This window comes from Arthrobacter zhaoguopingii, from assembly GCF_009828605.1.
GTDB lineage: Bacteria > Actinomycetota > Actinomycetes > Actinomycetales > Micrococcaceae > Arthrobacter_D > Arthrobacter_D zhaoguopingii.
In genome coordinates, this window is record NZ_WIAE01000005.1 from 17,556 (window position 1) to 43,153 (window position 25,598).

At 69.3% G+C, this 25,598-nt stretch carries 27 protein-coding genes; 9 read left to right on the plus strand and 18 right to left on the minus strand.

The genetic code is table 11. The features are described 5' to 3' along the window. Nucleotides 1-67 precede the first annotated feature (67 nt). Entirely contained in the window at nucleotides 68-853 is a 786-nt protein-coding gene (locus GVV77_RS07505) for an SDR family oxidoreductase (protein ID WP_159617529.1), read from the plus strand. Between the two features lie 414 nt (nucleotides 854-1,267). Here GVV77_RS07505 and GVV77_RS07510 read toward each other — a convergent pair whose 3' ends face one another. After that, a complete protein-coding gene (locus tag GVV77_RS07510; protein ID WP_159617530.1) occupies nucleotides 1,268-1,543 on the minus strand; it encodes a hypothetical protein in 276 nt (91 codons plus the stop codon). A 406-nt stretch (nucleotides 1,544-1,949) separates the two neighbouring features. Between GVV77_RS07510 and GVV77_RS07515 the strand changes: the two genes are divergently transcribed. Further along, nucleotides 1,950-2,300, plus strand: a complete 351-nt coding sequence (locus GVV77_RS07515) for a hypothetical protein (protein WP_159801126.1) — start codon at nucleotides 1,950-1,952, stop codon at nucleotides 2,298-2,300. 31 nt (nucleotides 2,301-2,331) lie between these two features. After that, on the plus strand, nucleotides 2,332-2,496 hold the full coding sequence (locus GVV77_RS07520) for a hypothetical protein (RefSeq protein WP_159617532.1): 165 nt from the start codon (nucleotides 2,332-2,334) through the stop codon (nucleotides 2,494-2,496). Nucleotides 2,497-2,708: 212 nt separating this feature from the next. Here GVV77_RS07520 and ychF read toward each other — a convergent pair whose 3' ends face one another. Next, complete coding sequence (ychF, locus tag GVV77_RS07525) at nucleotides 2,709-3,794, minus strand: redox-regulated ATPase YchF (protein WP_159617533.1); 1,086 nt, start codon at nucleotides 3,792-3,794, stop codon at nucleotides 2,709-2,711. Between the two features lie 84 nt (nucleotides 3,795-3,878). Here ychF and GVV77_RS07530 point away from each other — a divergent pair, with 84 nt between their 5' ends. After that, nucleotides 3,879-5,312, plus strand: a complete 1,434-nt coding sequence (locus tag GVV77_RS07530; RefSeq protein WP_159617534.1) for a DNA recombination protein RmuC — start codon at nucleotides 3,879-3,881, stop codon at nucleotides 5,310-5,312. A gap of 80 nt (nucleotides 5,313-5,392) precedes the next feature. Here GVV77_RS07530 and GVV77_RS07535 read toward each other — a convergent pair whose 3' ends face one another. Together GVV77_RS07535 and GVV77_RS07540 are read right to left on the minus strand one after the other, a co-directional pair. After that, entirely contained in the window at nucleotides 5,393-6,490 is a 1,098-nt protein-coding gene (locus GVV77_RS07535) for a 4-hydroxy-3-methylbut-2-enyl diphosphate reductase (RefSeq protein ID WP_159617535.1), read from the minus strand. 56 nt (nucleotides 6,491-6,546) lie between these two features. After that, nucleotides 6,547-7,395 (minus strand): hypothetical protein, encoded by an 849-nt coding sequence (locus tag GVV77_RS07540; protein WP_159617536.1) that lies wholly within the window; start codon nucleotides 7,393-7,395, stop codon nucleotides 6,547-6,549. Nucleotides 7,396-7,640: 245 nt separating this feature from the next. On the opposite strand from GVV77_RS07540, the gene xseA reads away from it, so the two are divergent. Then, entirely contained in the window at nucleotides 7,641-9,026 is a 1,386-nt protein-coding gene (xseA, locus tag GVV77_RS07545) for an exodeoxyribonuclease VII large subunit (RefSeq protein ID WP_159617537.1), read from the plus strand. Beyond that, complete coding sequence (locus GVV77_RS07550) at nucleotides 9,023-9,268, plus strand: exodeoxyribonuclease VII small subunit (protein ID WP_159617538.1); 246 nt, start codon at nucleotides 9,023-9,025, stop codon at nucleotides 9,266-9,268. Before xseA ends, GVV77_RS07550 begins: the two co-directional genes overlap by 4 nt. Here GVV77_RS07550 and GVV77_RS07555 read toward each other — a convergent pair. The 11 genes from GVV77_RS07555 to GVV77_RS07605 form a co-directional block, all read right to left on the minus strand. Then, nucleotides 9,265-10,116, minus strand: a complete 852-nt coding sequence (locus tag GVV77_RS07555; RefSeq protein ID WP_159617539.1) for a PPK2 family polyphosphate kinase — start codon at nucleotides 10,114-10,116, stop codon at nucleotides 9,265-9,267. The genes GVV77_RS07550 and GVV77_RS07555 overlap by 4 nt on opposite strands. A 21-nt stretch (nucleotides 10,117-10,137) precedes the next feature. Continuing rightward, nucleotides 10,138-11,355, minus strand: a complete 1,218-nt coding sequence (locus GVV77_RS07560; RefSeq protein WP_159617540.1) for a pyridoxal phosphate-dependent aminotransferase — start codon at nucleotides 11,353-11,355, stop codon at nucleotides 10,138-10,140. A gap of 77 nt (nucleotides 11,356-11,432) precedes the next feature. Next, nucleotides 11,433-12,392 (minus strand): ABC transporter substrate-binding protein, encoded by a 960-nt coding sequence (locus GVV77_RS07565; RefSeq protein ID WP_159617541.1) that lies wholly within the window; start codon nucleotides 12,390-12,392, stop codon nucleotides 11,433-11,435. Nucleotides 12,393-12,620: 228 nt separating this feature from the next. After that, nucleotides 12,621-13,580, minus strand: coding sequence for an ABC transporter substrate-binding protein (locus GVV77_RS07570; protein ID WP_159617542.1), 960 nt, complete (start codon nucleotides 13,578-13,580; stop codon nucleotides 12,621-12,623). Beyond that, nucleotides 13,577-14,326 carry an ABC transporter permease gene (locus GVV77_RS07575; protein WP_159617543.1) on the minus strand — a complete coding sequence of 250 codons (750 nt, stop codon included), beginning with the start codon at nucleotides 14,324-14,326 and terminating at the stop codon, nucleotides 13,577-13,579. Before GVV77_RS07575 ends, GVV77_RS07570 begins: the two co-directional genes overlap by 4 nt. Then, a complete protein-coding gene (locus tag GVV77_RS07580) occupies nucleotides 14,326-15,018 on the minus strand; it encodes an ABC transporter permease (RefSeq protein WP_159617544.1) in 693 nt (230 codons plus the stop codon). The genes GVV77_RS07575 and GVV77_RS07580 overlap by 1 nt, the downstream gene beginning before the upstream one ends. 3 nt (nucleotides 15,019-15,021) lie before the next feature. After that, on the minus strand, nucleotides 15,022-16,140 hold the full coding sequence (locus GVV77_RS07585) for an ABC transporter ATP-binding protein (protein WP_159617863.1): 1,119 nt from the start codon (nucleotides 16,138-16,140) through the stop codon (nucleotides 15,022-15,024). 344 nt (nucleotides 16,141-16,484) lie between these two features. Continuing rightward, a complete protein-coding gene (rsgA, locus tag GVV77_RS07590; RefSeq protein WP_246199694.1) occupies nucleotides 16,485-17,564 on the minus strand; it encodes a ribosome small subunit-dependent GTPase A in 1,080 nt (359 codons plus the stop codon). 55 nt (nucleotides 17,565-17,619) lie between these two features. Then, nucleotides 17,620-18,087 (minus strand): NUDIX hydrolase, encoded by a 468-nt coding sequence (locus tag GVV77_RS07595; RefSeq protein ID WP_159617545.1) that lies wholly within the window; start codon nucleotides 18,085-18,087, stop codon nucleotides 17,620-17,622. A 9-nt stretch (nucleotides 18,088-18,096) separates the two neighbouring features. Further along, the gene (locus GVV77_RS07600; RefSeq protein ID WP_159617546.1) at nucleotides 18,097-19,038 is read right to left on the minus strand and encodes an N-acetylglucosamine kinase; all 942 of its coding nucleotides are present in this window, start codon (nucleotides 19,036-19,038) and stop codon (nucleotides 18,097-18,099) included. 173 nt (nucleotides 19,039-19,211) lie between these two features. After that, nucleotides 19,212-20,480 carry an MFS transporter gene (locus GVV77_RS07605; RefSeq protein ID WP_159617547.1) on the minus strand — a complete coding sequence of 423 codons (1,269 nt, stop codon included), beginning with the start codon at nucleotides 20,478-20,480 and terminating at the stop codon, nucleotides 19,212-19,214. A gap of 152 nt (nucleotides 20,481-20,632) precedes the next feature. On the opposite strand from GVV77_RS07605, the gene GVV77_RS07610 reads away from it, so the two are divergent. Continuing rightward, on the plus strand, nucleotides 20,633-21,115 hold the full coding sequence (locus GVV77_RS07610; protein WP_201293195.1) for an Lrp/AsnC family transcriptional regulator: 483 nt from the start codon (nucleotides 20,633-20,635) through the stop codon (nucleotides 21,113-21,115). A 141-nt stretch (nucleotides 21,116-21,256) separates the two neighbouring features. Then, nucleotides 21,257-22,126: an alanyl-tRNA editing protein gene (locus GVV77_RS07615; protein WP_159617549.1), complete on the plus strand. Its 870-nt coding sequence runs from the start codon at nucleotides 21,257-21,259 to the stop codon at nucleotides 22,124-22,126. Nucleotides 22,127-22,243: 117 nt separating this feature from the next. Here the strand turns inward: GVV77_RS07615 and GVV77_RS07620 are convergent, their stop codons facing one another. From GVV77_RS07620 to galU, 3 genes are all read right to left on the minus strand, one after another. Beyond that, complete coding sequence (locus tag GVV77_RS07620; RefSeq protein WP_159617550.1) at nucleotides 22,244-23,203, minus strand: hypothetical protein; 960 nt, start codon at nucleotides 23,201-23,203, stop codon at nucleotides 22,244-22,246. Nucleotides 23,204-23,312: 109 nt separating this feature from the next. Further along, a complete protein-coding gene (locus GVV77_RS07625) occupies nucleotides 23,313-23,939 on the minus strand; it encodes a GNAT family N-acetyltransferase (protein ID WP_159617551.1) in 627 nt (208 codons plus the stop codon). A gap of 7 nt (nucleotides 23,940-23,946) precedes the next feature. Further along, complete coding sequence (galU, locus tag GVV77_RS07630; protein WP_159617552.1) at nucleotides 23,947-24,849, minus strand: UTP--glucose-1-phosphate uridylyltransferase GalU; 903 nt, start codon at nucleotides 24,847-24,849, stop codon at nucleotides 23,947-23,949. Nucleotides 24,850-24,904: 55 nt separating this feature from the next. Between galU and GVV77_RS07635 the strand changes: the two genes are divergently transcribed. Further along, nucleotides 24,905-25,549, plus strand: coding sequence for a 5-formyltetrahydrofolate cyclo-ligase (locus tag GVV77_RS07635; RefSeq protein ID WP_159617553.1), 645 nt, complete (start codon nucleotides 24,905-24,907; stop codon nucleotides 25,547-25,549). The last annotated feature ends 49 nt before the right edge of the window (nucleotides 25,550-25,598 follow it).

The window sequence follows — 25,598 nt, forward strand, 5'->3', positions numbered from 1 at the left end:
CGGTACTCGGCTCGACCACCATCGCGCGTCGATGCCACGAAACTGCATTGAAGGATAGGAATCACACATGTCGAACACAGACCGCGATCGCCTGGACGGTCGCCGAGCATTGGTCACCGGAGGATCAAAGGGCTCCGGTAAAGCAGTCGCAGAGAGGCTCCGTGAGCTCGGCGCGGATGTATACGTCACGGCTCGGTCGATGCCCGACGGCTATGAGTTCCCCGACCGGTTCATTGCAGCCGACACCTCGACGACGGAGGGCACCGACCTCGTTGCGGCCCAGATGAGCAAAGCCGGCGGTGTCGACATCCTCGTGCATGTTGTCGGCGGTGCATCAACACCAGCGGGTGGCTTCAAAGTCATCACCGACGAGCAATGGCTCATCGAGCTCCAGCTCAACTTCCTCGGTGCTGTGCGATTGGATCGCGCGCTTCTGCCCGGCATGATCAGCGAGGGTTCGGGAGTCATCCTCCACTTCACCTCGATTCAGCGCGAGCTGCCTCAGTACGAAGCGTCCCTCGCTTACGCGGCCGCGAAAGCTGCGCTGCGCACCTACAGCAAGGGACTCGCCAACGAGGTCGGACCCAAGGGCGTGCGCGTCAACGCCATCAGCCCAGGCGGAATCAAGACTGATGCCTACGACCGCTTCATTGAGCGGATCGCCGAAGGCAACTCGATCACCCGGCCCGAGGCCGAGCAGCGAGTGATGGACTCGCTTGGAGGCGTCCCTCTGGGCCGCTTCGCAGAGACCGAAGAAATCGCAGACCTCGTCGGCTTCCTCGTTTCCGACAGGGCGTCATCGATCCTGGGCGCGGAGTACGTGATCGACGGCGGAACAGTCCCAACAACCTAACAACAGTACGTCAGGTCACCCATCGTTCAGGCCCTCCTTCCGCCGGTGGCGGCTTCAGCGGCCTGAACGGTGGGGAGTGCTACCTGACAGTGCTCGAAGTTGCTCAGGTACTCGCACAGGAAGCCACGCAAGGTAGCAATCAACCAATACTCGTCGTGGCCTACATGATCGCCCGGTCGCGATTCGCTTGGCTACCTACTTCCTGAGGGACCCCCGCACACCGGGCACCGTCACGGTGCCGCTGACGGTGACCCTGTGGTGGGTCGAGCACGGCGACCGGAAAGCCCTGGCCCGGACCATCCAGCCCGGCGCCGGGGCACTCATCTTCCAGACAACAACGCATCGCAGGGCCGATCGAACCGGACAACCGAGAGGACCATGACCGCTCTCCGCCGGCACGGTGGAGCCGGAGTCTCAGGGCCCGGCCGGTGGCCGGTGAACGGACCGCTCATTTGTCTCAAGGAGAACCCGGATGGTGTGCAGGATGAGCTCGCGCTGCCTGGTGGTGAGCCGGTTGGCGTTCTCGGGCAGGATGAAGGGCTCCGGTTCACGCGCCCACACTCCGGCGGCCTCCCGCAACCGGATCATAGAAATCCCCAGAGCCACCGAAAACGCCTGCAGGACTTTTTCCGAGGGGGTCTCCGGTTCCCCGCGCAGGTACTTGGAGATCGAGGTATTGGTGACCCGCACTCCCCTGGTTTGGGCGATGGCCTGGATCCGGCGCGCTGACGCCCGCTGCCGTTAGAGTCCCTCAACAGGCTCGACAGGGTGCTCACGGGCCCGCCCTAGGATCGGCAGCCTCAAACCGACCGGCCTGTCCAGGAAATCTTTCCGAACGCCCTCATCCCGGCGCTGCCCATCGATGGTGAATTCGTCGGGCCAGCGGCCCACTGCGCCCCAACCAAGCTTCGACAGAAAATCCAGTCCCCGGACGTCGCGGACATCCAAGCGGAGGCTTTCTCAGTGCAGGCCCCAACGGGCACACTTGCTTCGGAGGCCACCGCCCGGCCTGCCGGACTACCTGCTTCCAAAACAATCGAATCTGTGTTCTATTTTAACCCGGAAGTACGAGCGTTGAGGTGAAGGACGAGAGGCGATGACAGCACAACCATCGGGTCCATCCATGGGTAACCCCAGCACCGACCGGCAGACGCTCGATGAACCGGCGGCCGTGCGGTTCACCGGCACCGGAGAACCGCTGGCCCTGCGGTGGCGAGGCAGCATCTGGCAGGTCATCGGTGAACCCGTCCAATGGTCCAGTTCGAGCAACTGGTGGGAACCAGACAGCACCGCCCGTGGCGGGCATGGCAGCGTGATCACCACCCGGTCCTGGCGGTTCCAGGCCCAGACCGGGCCGGCCTCCCCGGTCCTGGAGTTCGATATCAGCGCCGATCCGCGCTGGCAGGGCTGGCGGCTGCACCGCGTCGCAGGCGCCACCGGCCTCTGACCGGACAGCAACCGGTGGGCGGATACCGGTCATGGGTTCCAGCAGTAGGTACCGCGCCTACTACGCGAAACTGATGGATGCCCGGATCGAGGAATTCGTGATGCGCGAGGAGCTGATCATGCTCACCGCGGCTGAACTCGACCTCGACAACACCCCACCCGTGGACTTCTCCGAGCCTCGGCGGGTGTACGCGTGAATCCGCTATCCCTCCAAGGCCATCCGGGTCCAGGCGCACGCCTCGGTCTACACCGAGACCGCGGTGAAGATCCGGTTCTTCGCGCCGCTGGTCACAATCCAGCAGCAGGTAGCTTGTCTCCACCAGAACGTCGTGCTCATCCTTCGACATCAAATACAGACTGCACGCACGGGCGCTGAGGCGCGGCCGACTTCTTGCCCTGCTCCGGGCGGCTACACGTTGAAGCGGAATTCCACCACGTCGCCGTCGGCCATGACGTATTCCTTGCCTTCGATGCGAACCTTGCCCTTGGCCTTGGCCTCGGCCATCGACCGGGCCTCCATGAGGTCCTCGAAGTGGACGACCTCGGCCTTGATGAACCCGCGCTGGAAGTCGGAGTGGATCACGCCTGCCGCCTCGGGCGCGGTGGCGCCCTTTTTGATGGTCCAGGCGCGGGTTTCCTTCGGGCCGGCGGTGAGGTAGGTCTGCAGGCCGAGCGTGTGGAAGCCCACACGCGCCAGCTGGTCCAGCCCTGACTCCTCCTGGCCGTTCATCTCGAGCATCTCGCGGGCCTCGGCCTCGTCGAGTTCAACCAGGTCGGCCTCGAGCTTGGCGTCGAGGAAGATCGAGTCCGCCGGGGCAACGAGGGCACGCAGCTCCTCTTGGCGCTCCGGGCTGCCGAGGACGGCGTCGTCGACATTGAAGACGTAGATGAAGGGCTTGGCGGTGAGCAGGCTGAGCTCGCGCAGGTGCTCCATCTCGAGCTTGTCGCTCTTGATCGACGCGAAGATGGTGTCGCCGCGCTCCAGCACCGCCTGGGCTGCCTGCATGGCGGCCAGCTGCGCTGCTTCGCGCTTCTTGATCTTGACTTCCTTCTCGACACGCGGGATCGCCTTTTCGAGGGTCTGAAGGTCGGCCAGGATCAGCTCGGTGTTGATGGTCTCCATGTCGGAGCGCGGGTCGACCTTGCCGTCGACGTGGACGACGTCGGGGTCGTCGAAGACCCGGATAACCTGGGCGATGGCCTCGGCCTCGCGGATGTTCGCAAGGAACTGGTTGCCCAGCCCCTCCCCCTCGGAGGCGCCCTTGACGATGCCGGCGATGTCGACGAAGGAGACGGTCGCCGGGAGGATCTGCTTGGAGCCGAAGACCTCGGCGAGCTGCGCCAGGCGCGGGTCGGGCAGGTTGACCACTCCGACATTCGGCTCGATCGTTGCGAACGGGTAGTTCGCCGCCAGCACGTTGTTGCGGGTCAGCGCATTGAAAAGGGTTGATTTGCCGACGTTGGGCAGTCCGACGATGCCAATAGTAAGAGCCACGGGAGTACAGTCTACCGGCCCGCACGCACCGCGCCGCCGGGGTGCCTTCCCGAAAATGTCGGCGCATCCTGCCACAGTGATTTCATGGACGGTTTCACGCTTGTGCTCGTAATCCTCGCTTTTGTTCTCGGCTGCATCGCGGGCGCTTTCCTCCTTGCCGCGCGCGGACGCGGGCAGGCGGACCAGCTCCGGGAAGAGCTCGACGACGCCGTGAACCGGCTGGGCAGCGCGACGGCGGCGCTGGCCGCGGCATCAGCCGAGAAGGACCTCCTGGCCTCCCAAAACCGAGCCCTCTCCGCACGGTCGGCCGACGAGACCAACGTGCTGCGGGCGCTGGCACCCGTGGCGGAGAAGCTGACCCAGGTCCAGCGCCAGGTGGGACTTCTTGAGCGGGACCGCGTCGAGCAGTACGGGCAGCTGGCCCAGCAGCTGCAGGAGGCGCGCGACGCCGACGCCCGGCTGCTCTCGACGACCCATTCACTCGCGGCGGCCCTGCGCAGCAACAGTGCCCGGGGCCAGTGGGGCGAGGTGCAGCTGCGCCGGGTGGTCGAGGCCGCCGGGATGCTGGCCCGCGTCGACTTCGTTGAGCAGGCCACGCTGGCCCGTGCCGAGGTTGCGGAAACGACCTCCTCGGGTGGCGCCGGGTCGACGTCCAGGCCCGATATGGTGGTGCAGCTCCCCGGCAACAAGCAGCTGGTCATTGACGCGAAGGTGCCCCTGAGCGCATTCCTCCAGGCGCAGGAACTCGACGAGGACGGAACAGAGGGGGCAGGCCGGGAGGCCGAACGGACCGTCCTGCTCCAGCAGCATGCCAAGGCCCTGCGCGCCCATATCGACACCCTGGCCAAGAAGAAGTATTGGGAGGGCACGAACAACTCCCCCGAACTCGTGATCTGCTTCATCCCGGTGGAGTCGATCCTGGCCTCCGCCCTACGGGCCGACCCGGGGCTGCTCGACTACGCGTTCAGCCGCAATGTAGCGCTGGCCTCCCCCGTCTCGCTCCTGGCGATCCTCAAGAGCGCGGCGTTCAGCTGGCGCCAGGAGGTCCTGACGGACAATGCCCGTGAGCTCTTCGAGCTGTCACGTCAGCTCTACGAGCGGCTGGGAACCATGGGCGGGCATGTGGCCAAACTCGGATCCTCCCTCAAGGCGTCGGTCGAGAAGTACAACTCCTTCGTCGGCACCCTCGAAACCCGGGTCCTTCCGACGGCACGGCGGATAGGAGCGTTCGACGCCGCCTCGCTCGACGCCGTCCCTGCCGGGGCCGGCCCGGAGAAGAGCGCCTTCTCCGGCATCCAGGCCGTCGAGGCCACGCCGCGGCTGCTGGGTGCCCCCGAACTGCTCGACGGCGCCGAAGACTCCACGGCCGAGCCCGGCGGACCCGCAGGCCGCGGGTGGGCCCAGGGCGGTGCGGGAATCAGCAGTGTGGGTGTCAGTGGTGACGGCCAGGACCTCCTCGACCGCGCCGCCCACGGAACCGCCGACGCTCCCGAGGGTCCCGTGGAACGCAGCGCTTAGCTCCGCGCCGGCGCCCCGGACGGTGACGCCGGTCGGGACACCGTTCGAGCGCGCGCCCGGCGGCCGGCCGGGCGAAGCGGCTAGTTCAGGGGCCCCGCTTCGCGGCGGCCTCCGCGCCCACCCCGTCCCTGCGAGGAATCGCCCATCGCCTTCAGGGCTGAGCGGATCTCCTTCGGCAGGGAGAAGATGATGTCCTCCTGGGCCGTGACAACTTCCTCGACCTCGCCGTAGCCGTACTCGGCGAGCAGCCGCAGCACGTCCTGGACCAAATTCTCGGGGACCGAGGCGCCCGAGGAAACGCCGACCGTCCGAACGCCTTCGAACCAGGACTCATCGACCTGGTTGGCGAAGTCCACGCGGTGCGCGGCCTTCGCTCCGTACTCGAGGGCGACCTCGACCAACCGGACCGAATTCGAGGAATTGGCGGAGCCGACGACGATCACCAGGTCCGAGGTCGGGGCAATCTTCTTGATCGCCGCCTGCCGGTTGGAGGTGGCGTAGCAGATGTCGTCGCTGGGCGGATCCTGCAGGGTCGGGAACCGCTCCTTGAGCAGGTTCACCGTGTGCATGGTCTCGTCGACGCTCAGGGTGGTCTGGGAGAGCCAGATCAGCCGTTCGGGATCCCTGACGTGGACCTTGTCGACGTCCTCGGGGCCGTTGACGATCTGGATGTGTTCAGGGGCCTCGCCGGCGGTCCCCTCGACCTCCTCGTGGCCTTCGTGGCCGATCAGGAGGATATCGAAGTCGTCGCGGGCGAAGCGCTGGGCCTCTCGGTGAACCTTGGTGACCAGCGGGCACGTGGCGTCGATGGTCCGCAGGCCCCGGTCTTCGGCGGACTGCACCACGGCAGGTGAGACGCCGTGGGCGGAAAAGACGAGCAGCGCGCCCTCGGGGACCTCGTCGGTTTCCTCGACGAAGATGGCGCCCTTCGCCTCGAGGGTCGAGACCACGTGGAGGTTGTGGACGATCTGCTTGCGGACATAGACCGGCGGACCGTAGTGCTCGAGCGCCTTCTCGACGGCGATGACCGCACGGTCGACTCCGGCGCAGTAGCCGCGCGGTGCCGCAAGCAGCACCTGACGCCTGCCCTCGACTGGAGCAGCGGCCTGCACGTCCTCGGGAGAGCGGCGCCGGCGGGGCACCATGGGCATGGGGACCTGAACTGCTGTGCTGGTCATGGTTCAATGCTAACGGTTTCATTCGACAACGAGCCCACCGGGGGCGCGGGTGTGGTCTAGCGCATACTCCGCCGCCGCCCAAAGGTGAACCTCAGGGCCACCCCCACGGCCAGCACCATCGCCCCGCCGGCGAGAACAGGCAGGCTGGCCTCGGCCAGGTCGGCAGAGACCCTGCCGGCGAAGCCGCGGACGAAAATCCGCGCGACGGCGCTGGACCCGGCAGCTCCGGCCGCGGCGTCCGGAATCAGTCCGGCCCCCAGCCAGCCAAGGACCCCGAGGCCCGCACCGCCGGCTCCCAGGAGGGCGAGGGTCGTCGAGCGCTTCCGGGCGAGAGCCAGGGCGAGCACCGCGCAGGTCCCGGCGCCCCAGGCCAACGCGGGCCAGAGCTGGGCGATCCTGCTCACCAGGCTCAGCGCACCGCCGCGCTCGAGCCGCCCGACCTCCACCGTCGTGTTGGAGGGTACCGGCACGTTGAAGCCCAGCCCGGTCCCGACCTGTTGGGAGAGCAGCCCGGCCAGGGGCTTCAGATCGAGGGATACCACGGCCGGGTTCTGCGCACCAGGGTCTGACGGCGCTCGAGAGAGGGTCAAGCGGTGGGAGATGCGCAGAGTCTCCTCCCAGGCCCGCGGGTACCCCGACATGCGGGTCACGGAGGAGGCTGCGTTCTCAATGGCAGGGCGCACCAGGTTCTGCAGGGGCCCCGACAGCCCGGCGCCCCTCGACACCTCCCCGGCGAGCGCCCCGGTCAGGGCCTGCTGGAATTCGGTGTCCTTGGCGAGGGGCCCGGCCAGGTCCACGAAGCCCTGCTCGTCGACGAGGCGGCTCTCGGTCCAGGCCGCGGTCAGGGCCCCTCCGGTGAGCGCCAGCGCGGCGAGGGCGAAGAAGGCGGAGGCCAGCGTGCGCATAGGGTCCTTGGGGTCGGTTGGGTGCGTGACGATCAGGTTATGCCCTTTTGGGCCCGGAGGGCACAGATCAGTCGCGCCCGGGCCGCCCGCGCGGGCCCTCTCTCCCCATCCGGCACCCCGGCTCGGCGGTGTCGTGGGAAGCTGGTAGACATAAGTCCGTGGACAGGACGGGCCCCGTTGCCGACGCGGACGGGCCACAGCCGCAGCGTCGGCACCCAGACAGCAAGGTGAGGAGCAGCGCGCCGATGACCACCGAAGGCACCGTGCCGACCGGGAGCCGCACCGAGGCGGCCGTTGAACCGGGAACCCACTCGACCCTGCCTGCCACGGCCGGCGAGACCTCGGCGGCCACCCCGTGGCCCCTGCATGTCCTGTCTGAGAAGCTCAAGGCCCACATCGAGCGTGCCCCGGCCGCCTGGGTCGAGGGCCAGGTGATCGAGTTCAACCGCCGCAACGGGCTGTCCTTCCTCACCCTCCGCGACGTCGACACCGAAGTGTCCCTCTCTGTCACGGTCTTCAGCAGTGTCCTGGACCGGCTCGCCCTGCCCCTTGAACAGGGCACCCGCGTGGTCGCCCAGCTGAAGGCTGACTTCTGGGTCAAAACGGGACGGCTGTCCATGCAGGCCCGGGACATCCGCCCGGTCGGGCTCGGGGACCTGCTGGCCCGGATCGAGCGGCTGCGGCGGCTGCTGAGCGCCGAGGGCCTTTTCTCGGCCCAGCGCAAGCGGCGGCTCCCCCTGCTGCCGCACCGCATCGGCCTCATCACCGGCCGCGGCTCCGACGCCATGAAGGACGTGATGCGCAATGCCGCCCTGCGCTGGCCGGCCGTGGACTTCGAGGTGCGCGAGGTTGCCGTCCAGGGCCCCGGCTGCGTCCCCCAGGTGACTGCGGCGCTCGCGGAGCTCGACGCCCTCGCCGACGTCGACGTGATCATCATTGCCCGTGGCGGCGGCTCGCTCGAGGACCTCCTGCCATTCAGCAGCGAAGAGATGGTCCGCGCGGTGGCCGCCGCACACACCCCGGTCGTAAGCGCCATCGGGCACGAAGCGGATCGGCCGCTGCTGGACGAGGTGGCCGACCTGCGCGCCTCCACCCCCACCGACGCCGCCAAACGGGTTGTCCCCGATGTGGCCGAGGAGCTGAACCGGATCGGCCAGGCCCGGTCGGCACTCACCCGCTCCCTGGGGCAGCTCCTGGCGAGGGAAACCGAGGGACTCAACCAGCTGCGGTCCCGGCCCTCCCTGGCCCGGCCGGAGGGGATGATCGACGTGCGCGAAGCCGACATCGAACGGCTGCGCAACCGCGCGCACCTTTCGGTGGACTCCGCCGTCACCCGTCACGCCGATGGAGTGCGGCACCTGCGCGCCCAGGTGCGCGCCCTCTCACCACAGAACACCCTCGACCGCGGCTACGCCGTCGTGCAGCGCGGGGACGGGAGCGTGGTGCTCGAGGCGGCGACGGTGCCGGCCGGAACCGACCTATCGATCAAGGTGGCGGTCGGGCGGCTGTCCGCCCGGGCCACCGGCACTCTGCCCGACCCCACCTCAGGGGGCTCCCCCGGGGAGCCACCCGCCACCCGCACGACGGCGGCACCGGAAAGCCCGGAGCCGCCAGGAAAGGAAAACCCATGAGCCAGCCGGCCGAAACCGCACCTGGAGACATCTCCTCCCTGTCGTATGAGCAGGCACGGGAGGAACTGGTGAACGTCGTGTCCAGGCTCGAGGCCGGCGGCGTCAGCCTCGAGGAGTCGCTCGCCCTGTGGGAGCGCGGCGAGGCGCTGGCGGACCGCTGCGAGGACTGGCTCGAAGGGGCCAAGAAGCGCCTTGCCGCGGCGCGAGACCGGGCCGAGAACGGCACCCGGCCCTCCCCCTAGGACGCGGCCAGGCGCTGCTTTTCGGCCTTCACGTCGAAGTGCGCCTCCGGCCAGCTTAGTTCCAGGTCGGCCAGGGCCGAGGCCAGCAGCTGCTGGACGGCCAGGCGGGCGTACCACTTCGCATCCGCGGGCACCACGTACCAGGGCGCCTCGGGGGTGCTGGTGCGTGCAATCGCCGTCGCATAGGCCTCCTGGTAGTCCTCCCAGTGGGCGCGTTCGTCGACGTCGCCGGGGTTGTACTTCCAGTATTTGTCCGGCCGGTCCAGGCGCTCGGCGAGGCGGAGCTTCTGCTCCTCCTTGCTGATGTGGAGCATGACCTTCAGCACCCGCGTGCCGGCGGCGGCTAGTCCCTCCTCGAACTCGGTGATCGCACCGTACCGGCGTTCGACCTCCTCCGCCGAGGACAGCCCCCGGACCTTGTGGACGAGCACATCCTCGTAGTGTGAACGATCGAAGACGCCGATCATGCCCGGGCCGGGCAGCTGCTTCTGGATCCGCCACAGGAAGTCGTGCCGGCGTTCGGCGGCGGTGGGGGCCTTGAAGGCGTGGTGGTGCACGCCCTGGGGGTCGACGGCCCCGATGACGTGCCGCACGATACCGCCCTTGCCTGCGGTGTCCATCGCCTGCAGGATCAGCAGCACCGAGGAGCCCCCGCCCTGGCGGCTCTCGGCGAACAGCTGCTCCTGGGCGTGGGACAGCGCCTTCGTCCCCTTCTCCAGCGCGGCCTTGCCCTTCTTCTTGCCGTGCTGAAAGCCGGGAGTGGACTGCGGGTCCGCATCCGCGAGCCGGAAGTCCGGCCCGGCAAACAGAAGCGTGCGCGGGTCCGTATCGAACACGGAACGGTCCATGGTGTCTCCTTGCCGTTGGTGTTACTGCTTATATGACCCCAGGAATTCGGCGAGCCGCCCCACGGCGTCTTCGATGACCTCGACGCTGGGCAGGGTGACCATCCGGAAATGGTCCGGGTTGATCCAATTGAACGCCCGTCCGTGCGAGATCAGGATCTTTTGCTGCTTGAGCAGGTCAAGGGCGAATTTCTCGTCATCCCGGATCGGGTACACCTCGGGGTCGAGGCGCGGGAAGAGGTAGAGGGCGCCGGCCGCGGGCTCGCAGCTCACCCCGGGAATGGCGTTCAAAAGTTCGGTGGCCTTATCGCGCTGCGCCTTGAGCCGCCCGCCGGGCAGGATCAGGTCGTTGATGCTCTGGTAGCCACCGAGGGCCGTCTGGATGGCGTGCTGCGCCGGAACGTTGGCGCACAGGCGCATGTTGGCCAGCAGGTTGATCCCCTCGATGTAGTCCTCGGCGTCCTCCTTCGGGCCGGAGATGGCCATCCAGCCGCTGCGGAACCCGGCGATGCGGTAGGCCTTGGAGAGCCCGCTGAAGGTCAGGCACAGCACGTCGTCGCCGGTGACCGAGGCGGCGTTCACGTGCACGGCGTCGTCGTAAAGGATTTTCTCGTAGATCTCGTCGGCGAAGATGATCAGACCGTGCTCGCGGGCCAGCGCCACCACGCCCTCGATCACGTGCCGCGGGTAGACCGCGCCGGTCGGGTTGTTCGGGTTGATCAGCACGATCCCCTTGGTGGCAGGGCTGATCTTGGCGGCCATATCCTCGAGGTCGGGCCACCAGTGGTTCTCCTCGTCGCACAGGTAGTGCACCGCGGTGCCGCCGGCCAGGCTCGCCGACGCCGTCCACAGCGGATAGTCGGGGGTGGGCACGAGGATCTCGTCGCCGTTGTTGAGCAGGGCCTGCAGCGAGAGGGTGATCAGCTCGCTGACCCCGTTGCCGAGGTACACGTCGTCGATGTCGATGTTCTGGATGCCGCGGCCCTGGTAGTACTGCACGACGGCGGTCCGGGCCGAGAAGATCCCCCGGGAGTCGCTGTACCCCTGGGACTTGGGCAGGTTGCGGATCATGTCCACGAGGATCGCGTCGGGGGCCTCGAAGCCGAACGGCGCGGGATTGCCGATGTTAAGTTTCAGGATCCGGTGGCCCTGGGCCTCCATGATCTTCGCGTGCTCAAGCAGCGGCCCCCGGATGTCGTAGAGCACATTGTGGAGCTTGTCGGACTGCCTGTACTTTGCCATTCGTTCAGGATGCCACAGCAGGGGCCCGGTACGCGGAATTGCCGCGTACCGGGCCCCCGAAGACGCGCCGGCCGGAGTCAGGAGCCGGCCAGGCCCTTCTCCTCAAGCCAGCCCGCCGCCGCGTCGGACGGGTTGCGCTTCTCATCCCCGCTGACCTGACGGTTGAGGTTGATCAGGTCCTCGGTGGTCAGCTCGGCCGAAACCTCGTTGAGGACCGCCCTGGCGTCCTCTCCCACGGTGTCGAGGTTCACCACCGGCACGACCTGCTGGGCGAGCCAGTTGTTCTTGGGGTCCTCGAGCACCACGAGGTCGTTGTCCACGATGGACGGCGTGGTGGTGAAGATATCGGCCACCTGGATGTCGTCGTTCAACAGCGCCTCCAGCGTGATGGCTCCGCCGCCGTCGTTGATGGCTTCGAACCCTGCGGGCTCGCAGCCGTACCTCTCCTTCAGTCCGGGCAGGCCGTAGGAGCGCTCGCGGAACGTGCCCGGCGCGCCGATGATAAGCTCCCCGCACACCTCGCCCATGTCCGCCATTGACTTTAGGCCGTATTTCTCGGCCGTCTCTTTGGTGACCACCATCGCGTCCTTGTTCTCGGCCTCGGAGGCCTCGAGGACTCCGAGGTTGGCATCGGGGATCCGGGCGTCCAACGCCTCGGGCAGGGCCGCCACAATCTCCTCGGCGGACTCCGCCGTCGCCTCGGGGTCGGCGAACAGCAGGAGGTTGCCGCTGTAGTCGGGAACGACGTGGACCGAGCCCTCCTCCACGGCCGCCATATAGATTTCCCGGGACCCGATGTTCAGCTTCGTGCCCGCGTCGATGCCCTCGGCCTTCAGGGCGCCGGCGTAGATCTCGGCGATGATCTGGCTCTCGGGGAAGTCAGCCGATCCGACGACGATAGAGCCGCCGGCCCCATCGCCACCTGGTCCGGCCGCGGGGTCGCTGTTCCCGCCGCAGGCCGTCACCGCCAGCAGGCCCGTCAGGGCCAGCCCCGACAGGGTGAGCCGTCCGGCGTGCAGGGCAGAAAGATTTTTCATGGTGTTCCTCCGAGTCCGCTGGCGGCGGCGGACCGCCGGCCAGGTTCCTGTAGTGCCACCGGTCCACGATCCGCCCCGCCGTTTTCGCCGGCGGGGCGGATCGTGCACCGGCTCGTGAGGAGGCCCGCGGCGATGAGGAACACGCCGGGGACCACCGCCCCTTCGGCAGGGACCCGTCGTGTCCCTGCCGAAGGTGCTGCCCGCCGGGGAGACCGGTTGCCCGGACTCCTAGCCGGCGAGGCCCTTTTCCTCCAGCCAGTCCGCTGCCGCGTCTGCCGGATTGCGCTTCTCGTCGCCGCTGACCTGGCGGTTGAGGTCGATGAGGTCCTCGGTGGTCAGCTGGGACGAGACCTCGTTGAGGACGTTCCGGGCGTCCTCGTTCACCGTGTCGAGGTTGACCAGCGGAAGAACCTGCTGGGCGATGAACAGGTTCTCGGGGTCCTCAAGGACCACGAGGTCGTTGTCCTCGATCGACGGGGTCGTGGTGTAGATGTCAACCACCTGGACGTCATCGTTGAGGAGCGCCTCCAGGGTGACGGCCCCGCCGCCGTCGTTGATCGACTCGAAGCCTCCCGGCTCGCAGCCGTACTTTTCCTTAAGGCCGGGCAGGCCGTAGGAGCGCTCCTGGAAGGTGCTGGGGGCACCGATCGTGAGCTCACCGCAGACCTCGCCCATGTCCGCGATGGACTTCAGTCCGTATTCCTCGGCGGTGGCCGGAGTCACCACCATCGCGTCCTTGTTCTCGGCCTCGGACGGTTCGAGGATTCCGAGGTTGACGTCCGCCGACTTCGCCTCGAGCGCATCCGGCAGGGCCTCCGCGATGTCCTCGGCAGACTCCGCCGTCGCCTCGGGATCCACGAACAGCAGGAGGTTGCCGCTGTAGTCGGGCACGATGTCGACCGAGCCTTCCTCAACGGCGCTGTAGTAGATCTCCCGGGACCCGATGTTCAGCTTCGTGCTCGCGTCGATGCCCTCGGCCTTCAGCGCGCCGGCGTAAATCTCGGCGATGATCTGGCTTTCGGGGAAGTCCGCAGACCCGATGACAACGGAACCGCCGCCGCCCGAAGTTTCCTCCGGCTCGGCCGCGGGGTCGCTGTTCGCACCGCAGGCAGTCAACGCCAGCAGGCCCGTCAGGGCCAGCCCCGTCAAAGCGCGCCGTCCGGCGCGGTGTACTGACAGGTTCGTCATGTTGTTCCTCCTTGTGCACTGGCGACGGCCTTCTGCCGGCCAGAATCCTGTGTCCGCACCGGTGCGCGGCGTGCCCGCAGCCCCGGTGAAACGGCAAATTTTTGGACCAGCGCCATGAGGAGGTCGACGGCGATGGCGACAACGCCGATGACCACCGCACCTCCGAAAAGGCGCCCGTAGTCGCGCAGCTGGGTGCCCTCGACGAGGAACACGCCCAGCCCGCCGAGGTTGATGTAGGCGACGACGGCGACGGTGGCCACGACCTGCAGCACCGCCGCCCGCACCCCGCCCAGGATGACGGGCAGCCCGTTGGGCACCTCGACCCGAAAAAGGATCTGCGCCTCGCTCATGCCCATGGCCCGGGCGGCGTCGACCGTGTCGCGGTTCACCGAGGAGATGCCGGCGTAGACGCCGCTGAGCACGGGCGGCACCGCGAGGAGCACCAGTGCCCAGATCGGCGGCAGCAGGCCAAGCCCGGCCAGCAGCACGAACAGGAAGACCATGCCGAGGGTCGGCAGCGCCCGCAGGATTCCGATCCCGGAGACGATGACGACCCGCCCCCTGCCGGTGTGGCCCACATACAGCCCGACTGGGACGGCGATCGCCAGCGCGATGAGCATGGTGAGGCCGGTGTAGCCCAGGTGCTCGAGAATCCGCATGGGGATCCCCCGCTCCCCCGACCAGTTCTCGGGGGCAACCAGCCACTGACCCATCTGGGCGAACAGGTTGTCGCTTGTGTAATCCATCAGGCACCCACCCGGTACGCTTCGACCGCGACGGTTCCGGGGGCGCGTCCCTTCGCCGGGGCCTGCCGGCGCCACGGGGTGACGAGCCGCTCCAGCGCGACCAGCACCAGGTCCATGACCAGGGCAAGCACCAGCGTGATGAGGATGCCGACGGCGATCTCCGTGGGGAAGGACCGGAAGAGCCCGTCGGTGAACAGCGTCCCGAGGCTCGAGACGCCGATCAGCGCCCCCACGCTGACCAGCGAGATGTTCGTCACCGAGATGACCCGCAGCCCGGCGAAGAGCACCGGGATCGACAGGGGAAAGTCGACCGTGAGGAAGCGCCGCACCGGGGTGAAGCCCATGGCGACGGCGGCCTGGCGTACGCCGTCGTCGATGGATTCCAGGGCATCGAGGGTCGAACGCACGAGCAGGGCCACGGCGTAGATGGTCAGCGCGACGATGACGTTGATCGGGCTGATGATGCTCGTGCCGAGGATCAGGGGCAGGAAGACGAACATCGCCAGGGACGGGATGGTGTAGAGGATCGAGGACAGGGTCAGGATCACCCCGCCGACCGTGCGGTTCAGCCGGGCCAGCTGGGCCAGCGGCACGGCAAAAACCACTGCGAGGACCAGCGGCACCACGGACTGGATCAGATGCTGGCCGGTGAGGCCGGCGATGAAGTCGATGTTCGCGAGGAACCAGTCCATCCCCTACACCGCCGTGTTGTGGTTGGCGCGGCCGCGGTTGACCCGCGCATCCTCGATGAGTTCGAGAATTTCGCCGGCCCGGACCGCCCCCACGACGCGCCCTTCGTCATCGACGGCCACGCCGAGGCCGGAGGGCGCTGAGAGTGCCGCGTCCAGCGCCCGCCGCAGGGTGTCCCCGCGCCGGTACAGGGACCCGCCGGGAACGAGGTCCGCCGTGTTCCGGATGGCGGAGCGCTGGTTCTGCGGCACCCACCCCTCGGGGCGGCCGCCGGCGTCGACGGCGAGGGTCCACGGGGAGGTGACGGCCGCGTCCGGGTCACCAAGCCGGTCAACCTCGATGGTCTGGATGGGGTGGATGCGCACGCCCTCGCCCTCCTGGAAGGACAGGTGGCGGAATCCGCGGTCGCGCCCGACGAAGCCCGCCACGAAGTCGCTGACCGGCGCGCGCAGGATTTCCTCGGGGGTGGCGTATTGGGCGAGGATTCCCCCGATGTTCAGGACGGCGACCTTGTCACCGAGGATGGTCGCCTCGTCGATGTCGTGGGTAACGAAAACGATGGTCTTGGCCAGGTCGCGCTGCAGGCGCAGCAGTTCCTCCTGGAGTTCCTGGCGCACCACGGGGTCCACGGCGCTGAACGGTTCGTCCATCAGCAGGATCGGCGGGTCGGCGGCGAGCGCCCGGGCGACCCCGACGCGCTGCTGCTGGCCGCCGGACAGCTGAGCCGGATAGCGCCGGCCGAGGTCCGGCGCGAGCCCGACGACTTCGAGCAGTTCGGTCGCGCGGGCCCGCGCGTCCTTCCTCGGCACGCCGTTAAGCCGGGGCACGGTCGCGATGTTGTCCAGGACGGTGCGGTGCGGCAGGAGGCCGGAGGACTGCATGACGTACCCCATCGAGCGCCGCAGGTCGGAGGCCTTGCGGTCCGCGATGTCCTCTCCGTCGACCAACACGGCCCCGGAGGTCGGCTCCACCATGCGGTTGATCATGCGCATGGTGGTGGTCTTGCCGCAGCCGGAAGGGCCAACGAGGACAGTGATGGCTCCGCGGTCAATGTCCAGGCTGAGGTTGTTTACCGCTGTTTGGCCGCCGGGATACGTCTTGGTCACTCCGCGCAGTTCGATCATCGGCCTGCGGGCCGCGCCCCCTACGCTGCGCGATGAAGTCTCGGATGTCATTGGAGCCTTGCCTTTCGTGGCAGGAGCCTGCCGGCTGACCGGCCCATCACCACCGGACTGGGTCTTGTCAATCGGTTCAAATTAGAAGTCTAGCGAGGGGTTCGCGGCAATCAAGGTTCCGTACTGCCCTATCTCGTCGAATGTGAAGGTCATCACATTGGAATGGCGCCGGGGCGCCGGCGGAGCGCAGGCGGTCGGACGTGCGGAGGTGCTGCCTACCGAGCGCAGGCGGAGGGCATGCCTACCGAGCGCAGGCGGAGGGCATGCCTACCGAGCGCAGGCGGAGGGGCTGCCTACCGGGGGCGCCCGGCGGGCCGGCCGTGCCCGGCAGGACGGGGGCGAGCCGCGTCCTGGCGCCGGTGCAGGGCCGCCAGCTCGCTGGCCATCCGCTGATAGCTGGCAAAGCGGCGTGGTTCGAGCGATCCGTCCGCGAGGGCCGCCGCGACGGCGCACCCTGGTTCGCCGTCGTGGGCGCAGTCTCGAAACCGGCAGCCGGAGGCGAGGTCGGTGATGTCGCCGAATTCGGCGTCAAGCCCCTCGTCGGCGTCCCAGAGGGCGAATCCGCGGAGCCCGGGCGTGTCGATCAGCACCACACCGCCCCGCAGGGGGATCAGGGTGCGTGCGGTGGTGGTGTGCCTGCCCTTTCCGTCGCCGGCCCGCACCCGGCCCGTGTCCTGCACCGGCTCACCCACCAGGGCGTTGACCAGTGAGGATTTTCCGGCCCCCGATGGTCCGATCAGCACGCAGGTCTCCCCGGGCCGGAGGCCGTCGGCGAGGGTGTCGCAGCCGTCCCCGGTCAGGGCGGAGGTGGTGATCACCTCGGCGGTTCCCGCCTGCTGTACTGTGGCGCCCACCACGGCGTCGTGCACGCCGGTGAGGTCCGCCTTGGTCAGCACCACCAGGGGCCGCGCCCCCGAGTCCCTGGCGGCCACGAGGGTGCGCTCCAGCCGGTTCGTTGAGAGGGGCCGGTCGATGGGCACCACGATCAGGGCCACCTCCACATTGGCCGCGACGACCTGGGCCTGTGACAAGGGCTCGTGGGCCTTCTTGCGCTGCAGGACCCCGGTGCGGGGAAGCACCCCTTCCACCTGGTCGGGGCTCCCGCTCAGCGCCACCCAGTCACCGATGGCCGCGGACCCGGCGGCCGGAACGCTCACGAGCCTGCCGGCCTCCGCCACAAGCAGCTGCCGGCGGTCCACGCGCACCACGCGGGCGGGCCGCAGCCGCTCCTGCTCCGTCACGGGCACAGGCTCGAGCTCGGGCGCGTGCCCGGGGTCCGCAGCCGGACGCGGGGCGGGAAAGGGCGCGTGGAAGTGGGATTCGAAACGGCCGCGCACCCCGTCCGTGTATCCGTAGTCCTCAAGCGTGGCCAACGGTCCGGGCCTCCCCTCAGGCGACCGGCCCGTTCCGGCCCTGCGCCGCCGGTGCCTATGCTAATCCGCGGCCGGCCTGCTGGGAATAGAGCCGGAGTCCGACGTCGACCAGCTCCACCCGGCGCAGGGCACCCACCTCGCCCAGTTCCACCCATGCGGCCTCGTCCGTCGACCCCCCGGCCTCGTGCGTCAGCGCTCCGGAGACCACGCGGGCCGCGTAGATGATGCGCAGGGCGTGCAGCGGGCGGGGGGTGCCGCTGAGGCGGCGCTCGGGGGGAACGAAGAAGCTGTCCACCCCGAGCAGGTTCCCCAGTTCGGCGTCGTACCCGGTCTCCTCCCGGATCTCCCGGACGGCGGCCGCAGGGGCATCTTCGCCGAACTCCAGGCCGCCGCCGGGCAGGGTCCACCCCGAGGCGCCTCTCTCGTTCCAATGGGCCAGCAGGATCCGGCTGCCGTCAACGATCACGCCGTAGGCGCCGACCCGGACATCCCAGGCCGGCGGTCCGGTTTCGACTTCGCTCATCGGAGCAGTCTAGAGCGGGGCCGCTTCACCCGCCGCGGACCCGCCGCTGCGGGTCCGGCGGAGGAAGTCGACCCCGAGCACCGGATCCTGGGTCAGAAACACCACGTCGGTGACGCCGGCCGCCGCGAGCGGGCGCCGGATAGCCTGCTGGAGCACTGGCTGGTGCACGGCGAGGCCGCCCCCGATAACCACGGGGCCGGGCACTCCGATGACCGACACGATGTCCGCGACCAGCCCGGCCAGGTCGGCGCCGGCCGTCTCAATGAGAGAACGCGCCTCATCGTCACCGGCGGCGGCGGCAGCGAAGACCACCGGCGACTGGGAGGCCCAGTGCCGGCGGCCCAGGTCGGAGTGAAACAGGCCGATGAGTTCGGTCGGGGAGGTCACCGAGTTCGCCTCGAGGATGCGCCGGCCGAGCGCGCTCGCCTCCTGGGCGAGGTTGAAGCGGCGCAGCGTGCGGCGGATGGCCTCGCGGGTCAGCCAGTAGCCGCTTCCCTCATCGCCGAGGAGGTAGCCCCAGCCCCCGGAGCGCGCCTCGCGCCCGTCTGCGGTGATCCCCCACGCTGCCGATCCGGTACCGGCGATCACGGCGATGCCGGTGGCCGCCCCGCCCGCGGCCAGGATCAGGCGGGTGTCGTGGACGACGTCGATGACCGCGCCCAGCGCGAAGGGCGCAATGAGTCCGCGCAGCCGGGCCGCGTCGTCCTCCGTGTCGATGCCTCCGGAGCCGGCGATGACCGAGCCGATCCGCCGCCCGCCGAGCTGGGCGAAGAGCTGCGCGAGGTTGTCGGAGGCCTCGGCGGCGCTGACGTTCTGCACGTTCGCGCTGCCGGCCTTCGCCTCGGCCGCCACCACGGAGCCCCGCCAGAGGATTCCGTGGGTCTTCGAGCCGCCGATATCGAGTCCGACCAATTCCTCGGGGGCGCCGGCGTCCGGCTCGTGGGGCTGCATACCGACCAGCCTACAAAACAAACCGGCCAGGCCGGCTCCGGCACGGCACCACTGCAGGCGGCGGGGTGCGGCCGCCCGTCCGCGCGGGCAGGGGTCCCTGCCGCCCGGCGTCAGCCAATCGGGGGCAGCCAATCCGGGTCAGCCGGTCGGTGTCAGCCGGTCCGGTCCCGGTGTCAGCCGGCGGGCCGCTCCGGGCCTGGCATGGCGGGCCGGCGCAGGGCACCCACGAGGGCCACCGCGGCCAGGACGGTGCAGGCGCCGCCGACCACCGCGGCATAGCCCGCGACGGCGGGGTCGATGCCCCAGAAAGCGGCGGCGGCACCGAGGCCAAGGACGGGCACCGCGCTGCCGAGGTAGGTGATGACGTAGAGGGTGCTGATGATCTGGGCGTGGAGTGCCGCCTCCACCTGCAGCGAGACCCGGTTGAAGACGACCCGGAAGGCCATGCCCTGCCCCAGGCCGGCGGCGACGCAACAGCCGATCAGCAGGGGCAGGTTTCCCTGCGCGCCCGCCACCGGGAGGAGGCCCACGCCTGCGGCCATGGCGGCCAGTCCGGCGGGCACTACGAACCGGCCGCGGAGGAAGAGCAGCTGGCTCACCGCCGATGCGCCGAGCACCAGTGCGGCCAGGACTCCGATGACGGGCCGGGCGTCGGTCCCGGCCAGCGAGGCGATCCATGTGGGCGCGAGGCTCAGAGTGAACCCGAAGATGCTGAAGCTGAAGAAACCTACGGCGGCGGCCATCCAGAAGGAGTTGCGGGCAGCACGCGACACGGTGGGGCGGCGCGGACGCAGGGCGGTGAGGGGGCGTGCGGCGGCGGCCGGCTGGATCGCCGGGCGGGCGCGGAGGAGCAGGAGCGGCAGGAGCAGCACCGCGAGCACCGCTGTGTAGACGAGGAACGGCGTCCGGGTGGGATCCGGCAGCAGCGACAGCGCGCCGCCGATCACCGGACCGGCGGCCACTCCCCCGGCGGAGGCCAGGAGCGTGAAGCGCGACGCCCAGTCGGGGCGGTGCGGCAGCAGGTCGCGCAGCGCGGCCGAGCTGGCGCCGGTGGCAAGGGCCACCGCGGCCCCCTGCAGGGACCGTCCCAGAACCAGTCCGCCCAGCGAGGACGCGCCGGCGAAGACCGCGGCTCCGAGCAGCCCGACCAGGACCGCCAGGACGAGGGCCGCCCGCCGGCCGATGTGGTCGGACCAGTGGCCGACCAGCAGCAGCCCCGCCACGAGCGTGAGGACGTAGGCGGAGAACGCCATCGTGATGTCGAACGAGGTGAGGCCCAGGTTCGCGGAGATCAGCGGATAGAGCGGGGTGGCAAGGTTGGCGCCGATCAGCAGGGTGGAGATGACAGTGACCGCGAGGACCAGCCGCGCAGCGAGCGAGGCGTCCCAGCTCCAGCGCGCCGCGGCGGATGGCTGCATGCGCAGCTCACGCAGGACACTCATGTACTTCCCGTTCCTTTTCCCAAACCCGTGCGGCACCCGGTGGCGCGGCAGTCTCCAGAATGGGCTATCTTGAAGCTTTAGAGACAGTCGAGCCGCGCAAGCTGAGCAAAAGCGGCAACACGGACGGCCGAAGTTGATGGGAAGTGAGCTTCATGAGCAAACTCGATGCCCTGGACCTGCGGCTGCTGCTTGCACTGGTCCGGGACCCGCGGGCGCAGATCAGCGAGCTCAGCGAGACCCTCGGAATCGCCCGCAATACGGCACAGAGCCGGATCCGGCGGCTCCTGCGGGCCGGCACCCTGCGGGCCAGCGGGCGCGAGCTGGACCTCGAGGCCCTTGGCTACGATGTGGTGGCCTTCGTAACCATCGAGGTGTCCCACCGCGAACTCGACGGTGTCATTGCGGCGCTACGCAAGCTCAGCCAGGTCCTGGAGGTCCACGAGATCTCCGGCCGCGGCGACGTCTGGTGCAGGGTCGCGGCGACGGACACCCACCACCTGCAGTCGGGTCTCCGCTCGATCCTGCGGATCAAGGGCGTCATCCGCACCGAGACGGTCCTGGCCCTGCACGAGCACATCCCCTACCGGACCGAGCCGCTCCTGCAGAGGCTCACCGACGCTTCCGCCGGCACCTGAGCCCCGCCCGGCCACCGGCGGTGTGGCCGGGGCCGCACCGCGCCCATTCCCTCCGGACCCGCCCGCCGGGTCGACTACCCCGAGACCACCCGACCCCCGCATCCACCACGACCTCAGCGTCACTACCCCCCGAAGGAACCCATGAGCCTGCCATCCTCCGACACGGCCGTCAGCTACCCCGCCGGGGCGCTGACCTCGGAAGCCACAGTCCTGCACGTCGAGGAGCGGGCGGACGGCTCCGTGGCCGTGCTGCTCGACGCGACGGCCTGCCACCCCGTCGACGCGGCGTGGCCCGACCAGGGCCCGGACCGGGCGGTCCTGGAGGTGGGCGGGTCCAGCCTGCCCATCACGGACTGCGTGGTCGGCGCCACGGACGGCAGGGAACTGTTCCTCGGAGCGGACATCCCCGTGCGCAAGGGCACGGAAGGCTGGGCCTTCGTGGTGGCGCACCTGATCCAGGGACCGCCGCCGGCCGAAGGTGAGCGCGCGGTGGTGCGGGTGGACGGGACGCACCGGGCGGCCCTCTCAGCTGGGCACACCGGGTGCCATCTCGCCTCACTCGCCCTGAACCGGGCGCTGGCCGACCGGTGGAAAAAGGAGGCCCCGGCCGACGCCCTCGGCACGTCGAACTTCGATGCGGTGGCGATCGAGACCTCCACGATCACCGAGTACGGCTCTTTGGACGTCTACCGGCTGGGCCGCTCCCTGCGGCGCAAGGGTTTCATCACCGAGGGATTCGATCCGGCGCCGGTCGAAGCCGCCCTGAACGAAACCCTCTCCGGATGGCTGGCATCGGGCGGGGCCATCCGGATCGCCCGCGATGGAGAGCGGCTCACGGACCGCCGGTACTGGGAGTGCGACCTGCCCGAGGGCTCCGTCCACATCCCCTGCGGCGGCACGCACGCCGAATCGCTCGCCGGATTCTCCAGCGTGCAGGCGTCCCTCGCCTTGGAGGAGGTTGACGGCACGCCCGTGCTCACGATGACCACCTCGGTGCTGCCCCGGCTGTAGCCGCGTACAGGAGGCGCGGACGGGCCGCCAGGCCCGTCAAAGCCTGACGCCGGGCGCCTCAAGGCCTGACGCCGGGCCCCTCAGCGCCGGGCCCCTCAGCGCCGGCCGCGGGGACGGTCAGGCGCGGCGGCGCTGCAGGACGTCGTCGAGGTTGAGGCGGGTCCCGGCCGGAGCCGGCGCCGCGGCTTCCTTCGCCGCCTTGGGGGCCGAGTTCTTGATCGGGGTCCGGACGGTCGGCTTCGGCTCCGCGGGCAGCTCCAGGGGTGCCGGCGCCGAGCGCTGCGCCTTTTCGGCCGCGACATAGGTGGGCAGGGGCACCTCGACCGGCTCCCACGGGTCGGTGCCGGGTACCGGAGCCTGGGTCGATGCCGCGGGCGCGTCGGCCACCGGCACGCCTGCTGCGGCGACGGCCAGGGCTGCTGCCTTGAGGTCGGCCGCGGTCAGGCGGGCCGCGGGTGTCTCCGGGGTTCCAGCGGACGCCTCAATCGCACCGGCAGGCTTCTCGGCGTCGAACACGGTGGTCGGGCGGACCGGGGCGGGTTTGCCGCCGGCTTCCGGTGTGGCGGTGCCCGGCAGGACGGCGTCACCGGTCGACGGCGGGGCCTGGTGGAGCGGGCGGGAGGACATGGCGGCGGCGAAGGCGGCATTCACCCGGGCCCGCCGGTCGCGTACCGCCAGGGTGCGCAGGGTGGCGACGGCCGCGGCGACAATAAGGACGGCGGCGACGGGCCACCAGAAGGACACGACGGAAATCACCGCGAGGACCAGAGTTACGAGGGCTGCCGGCAGTGCGGCGGCTCCAACCAGGGCGACCGCTGCCCGCCCGCGGCGGATCTTCAGGGCAGGCCGGCGGCCGGGAACGGCGGACGAACCGGTCCGGTGTGCGGATGCGCTGCCGGCGGTGGCCGTTTTCTCCATGATGCTCCCCTGGGGAGGATGTTCCCCTGCAGTCGGTGTGGATGCCGCCGCCGGGGCGGGCACGGGGCCGCTCCGGCGGAGGAAAAACGGGACCACCCACACCAGCCAGAGACCGACGATTGCCGCCAGTACCACCGAGCTGTTCAGGGAGAAGTCCACGTTCTAAACGTAGGAGAAACAGGGGCCCCCGCGGCGCATTCCGGACGGGTGTGTCGGAGCCCACGGCGGCGTTCCATCGACCGGCCCGCAGGCCGTACCGGTCGCTGCCCTATCCACCTGCCCGCTGCCGGGCAAGCCACGGCTCAAGCAGCCCCTCCGGCACCTCCTCGACGGTGAGGGCGAAGCTCCGGTGATCGGCCCACTGTCCGGCGATGTGGAGGTACCGCGGGCGGAGTCCTTCGTCCCGGAAACCCAGCTTCTCCACAACGCGCAGGCTGGCCCTGTTCTCGGGCCGGATGTTGATCTCCATCCGGTGGAGGCCCAGGGTGCTGAAGCAGTAATCCGTGGCGAGCGCCACCGCCGTCGGGGCGATTCCCCGGCCGGCCCGGCGGGAATCGACCCAGTAGCCCAGGGTCGCCGTCATTGCTGATCCCCAGATGATGCTCGATACCGTCAACTGGCCCACCAGCGGCGCCCGGCCCCCCTCGTCCTTGCGTTCGGTGATGACGAACGGAAGCCCCGTGCCCGCGCGGGCCTGCCGCTTGAGCCCCCGGACCATCTCGTGGTAATCCGGCAGGTACCCCCCCGGTTCCGGATTCGTCGCCTCCCAGGGCGCAAGCCAGGTGGCATTGTGCCGCCGGACGGCCGTCCACTCGCGCCGGTCCGCGTGTCGGATGGGCCTGAGGGTCAGATTCCCGCTGCTGAGGGAGACCGGCCAGCCACTTTCCGCCCACACGGAAGGGCTAGCCCGTCATGTCCTGGCTGAAGTTCTTCAGCCAGACGCGCAGGTCCGGGCCTAGGTCGTCGCGCTCGGCAGCCAGAGTGACAACGGCCTTGAGGTAGCTCAGCTTGTCCCCGGTGTCGTACCGGCGGCCGCGGAAGACCACCCCGTAGACACCGGCTCCCTCGCCGTCGGACGCGGCAAGGGTCTGCAGCGCATCGGTCAGCTGGATCTCGCCGCCGCGGCCGGGCTCGGTGGTCTCCAGGACGTCGAAGACGCGGGGGTGGAGCACATACCGGCCGATGACGGCGAGGTTCGACGGCGCCTCGTCCACCGGCGGTTTCTCGACGAGCTTATTGACGCGGACGTAGTCCTCGCCCTCGATGGCGGAGATGTCCGCGGCACCGTAGGAGCTGATCTGCGCCGGATCGACCTCGATCAGGGCAATGACGGACCCTCCGGTCTTCTGCTGGATCTCGATCATGGTCTCGAGCAGGGGGTCGCGTTCATCGATCAGGTCGTCGCCGAGCAGCACCGCGAACGGCTCGCTGCCCACATGCTGCTTGGCGCGCAGGACCGCGTGCCCGAGGCCCTTCGGATCGCCCTGGCGCAGGTAATGGATGTCGCAGAGCTCCGAGGGCAGGCGGACCGCGGCAAGCTTCTCCAGGTCGCCCTTCTCGAGGAGGGTCTGCTCAATGAAGGGGACGCGATCAAAGTGGTCCTCAAGCGCCCGCTTGTTACGCCCGGTGATCATCAGGACGTCATGGAGCCCGGCGTCGACTGCCTCCTGCACAACGTACTGAATGGCGGGCTTGTCCACCACGGGCAGCATTTCCTTCGGCATCGCCTTGGTTGCCGGCAGGAAGCGGGTTCCCAGGCCGGCGGCGGGAATGACGGCCTTGTTCACTTTTGGTCGCAAAGTCATGGGACCACACTACATAACGCGCAGGCCCATTCTGGGAGCTGTGCACAATAGGTGCATGAATATCGACCCGGCGGTACCCTCCAAAATTCAGGTGCGAGCCGACCTGCGCGCCCGGCGCCGGCACCGCGCCCCGGAGGCCCGGGAGGCCTTGTCCCGGCGGCTCGCCGAGGCGGTGCTCGAGCAGCTGCCCCGGCTGACCGGGCCGAACCGCACGGAGGAATCCCTTGTGATTGCGGCCTACCTGGGTGTGCCGCCGGAGCCTTCGACCGAGGAGCTGCTGCAGACCCTGACCGGCCTGGGTCACACGGTGATTGTGCCCATCTGCGAGCCCGACTACCGGCTCTCCTGGAGCCGGTGGTGGCCGGGGGTCCCACTGGTGAAGTCGCCCCGGGCACCGGTGATGGAACCGGAAGGCACCCGTACTCCCCTGGGGCAGCTGGCCGCCCTCGACCTGGTCCTGGTGCCGGGCCTCGCCGTGGACGCCGCGGGCTACCGGCTCGGCCAGGGCGGCGGCTACTACGACCGGTTCCTCGCCGAACTCTCGATCGAGCGCCCCAGGGTGCCCACCGCGGGCATGGTCTACCCCGATGAGTTCGTCGCCGCCGGCAGCTTCCCGGTGGAGCTTCACGACGTGCCGCTGCACGGCGTGTTCACCCCGGGCGCATACCACGGATTCGGGACACCCCCGGCATCGGTGTAGACTTAGCACTCGCCGCCCTAGAGTGCCAATCCGCCTTGGCAGGGCGCGC

Coding starts and splice junctions, on each gene's coding strand:
- GVV77_RS07610 (WP_201293195.1), top strand. CDS start 20,633: ATGAGCAAACTCGATGCCCTGGACCTGCGGCTGCTGCTTGCACTGGTC.
- GVV77_RS07615 (WP_159617549.1), top strand. CDS start 21,257: ATGAGCCTGCCATCCTCCGACACGGCCGTCAGCTACCCCGCCGGGGCG.
- GVV77_RS07555 (WP_159617539.1), bottom strand. CDS start 10,116: ATGGACCGTTCCGTGTTCGATACGGACCCGCGCACGCTTCTGTTTGCC.
- GVV77_RS07550 (WP_159617538.1), top strand. CDS start 9,023: ATGAGCCAGCCGGCCGAAACCGCACCTGGAGACATCTCCTCCCTGTCG.
- GVV77_RS07530 (WP_159617534.1), top strand. CDS start 3,879: ATGGACGGTTTCACGCTTGTGCTCGTAATCCTCGCTTTTGTTCTCGGC.
- GVV77_RS07600 (WP_159617546.1), bottom strand. CDS start 19,038: ATGCAGCCCCACGAGCCGGACGCCGGCGCCCCCGAGGAATTGGTCGGA.
- GVV77_RS07535 (WP_159617535.1), bottom strand. CDS start 6,490: ATGACCAGCACAGCAGTTCAGGTCCCCATGCCCATGGTGCCCCGCCGG.
- galU (WP_159617552.1), bottom strand. CDS start 24,849: ATGACTTTGCGACCAAAAGTGAACAAGGCCGTCATTCCCGCCGCCGGC.
- GVV77_RS07605 (WP_159617547.1), bottom strand. CDS start 20,480: ATGAGTGTCCTGCGTGAGCTGCGCATGCAGCCATCCGCCGCGGCGCGC.
- GVV77_RS07580 (WP_159617544.1), bottom strand. CDS start 15,018: ATGGACTGGTTCCTCGCGAACATCGACTTCATCGCCGGCCTCACCGGC.
- GVV77_RS07595 (WP_159617545.1), bottom strand. CDS start 18,087: ATGAGCGAAGTCGAAACCGGACCGCCGGCCTGGGATGTCCGGGTCGGC.
- GVV77_RS07570 (WP_159617542.1), bottom strand. CDS start 13,580: ATGACGAACCTGTCAGTACACCGCGCCGGACGGCGCGCTTTGACGGGG.
- GVV77_RS07520 (WP_159617532.1), top strand. CDS start 2,332: ATGGGTTCCAGCAGTAGGTACCGCGCCTACTACGCGAAACTGATGGAT.
- GVV77_RS07585 (WP_159617863.1), bottom strand. CDS start 16,140: ATGATCGAACTGCGCGGAGTGACCAAGACGTATCCCGGCGGCCAAACA.
- GVV77_RS07635 (WP_159617553.1), top strand. CDS start 24,905: ATGAATATCGACCCGGCGGTACCCTCCAAAATTCAGGTGCGAGCCGAC.
- GVV77_RS07565 (WP_159617541.1), bottom strand. CDS start 12,392: ATGAAAAATCTTTCTGCCCTGCACGCCGGACGGCTCACCCTGTCGGGG.
- GVV77_RS07575 (WP_159617543.1), bottom strand. CDS start 14,326: ATGGATTACACAAGCGACAACCTGTTCGCCCAGATGGGTCAGTGGCTG.
- xseA (WP_159617537.1), top strand. CDS start 7,641: ATGACCACCGAAGGCACCGTGCCGACCGGGAGCCGCACCGAGGCGGCC.
- GVV77_RS07540 (WP_159617536.1), bottom strand. CDS start 7,395: ATGCGCACGCTGGCCTCCGCCTTCTTCGCCCTCGCCGCGCTGGCGCTC.
- GVV77_RS07560 (WP_159617540.1), bottom strand. CDS start 11,355: ATGGCAAAGTACAGGCAGTCCGACAAGCTCCACAATGTGCTCTACGAC.
- GVV77_RS07505 (WP_159617529.1), top strand. CDS start 68: ATGTCGAACACAGACCGCGATCGCCTGGACGGTCGCCGAGCATTGGTC.
- GVV77_RS07515 (WP_159801126.1), top strand. CDS start 1,950: ATGACAGCACAACCATCGGGTCCATCCATGGGTAACCCCAGCACCGAC.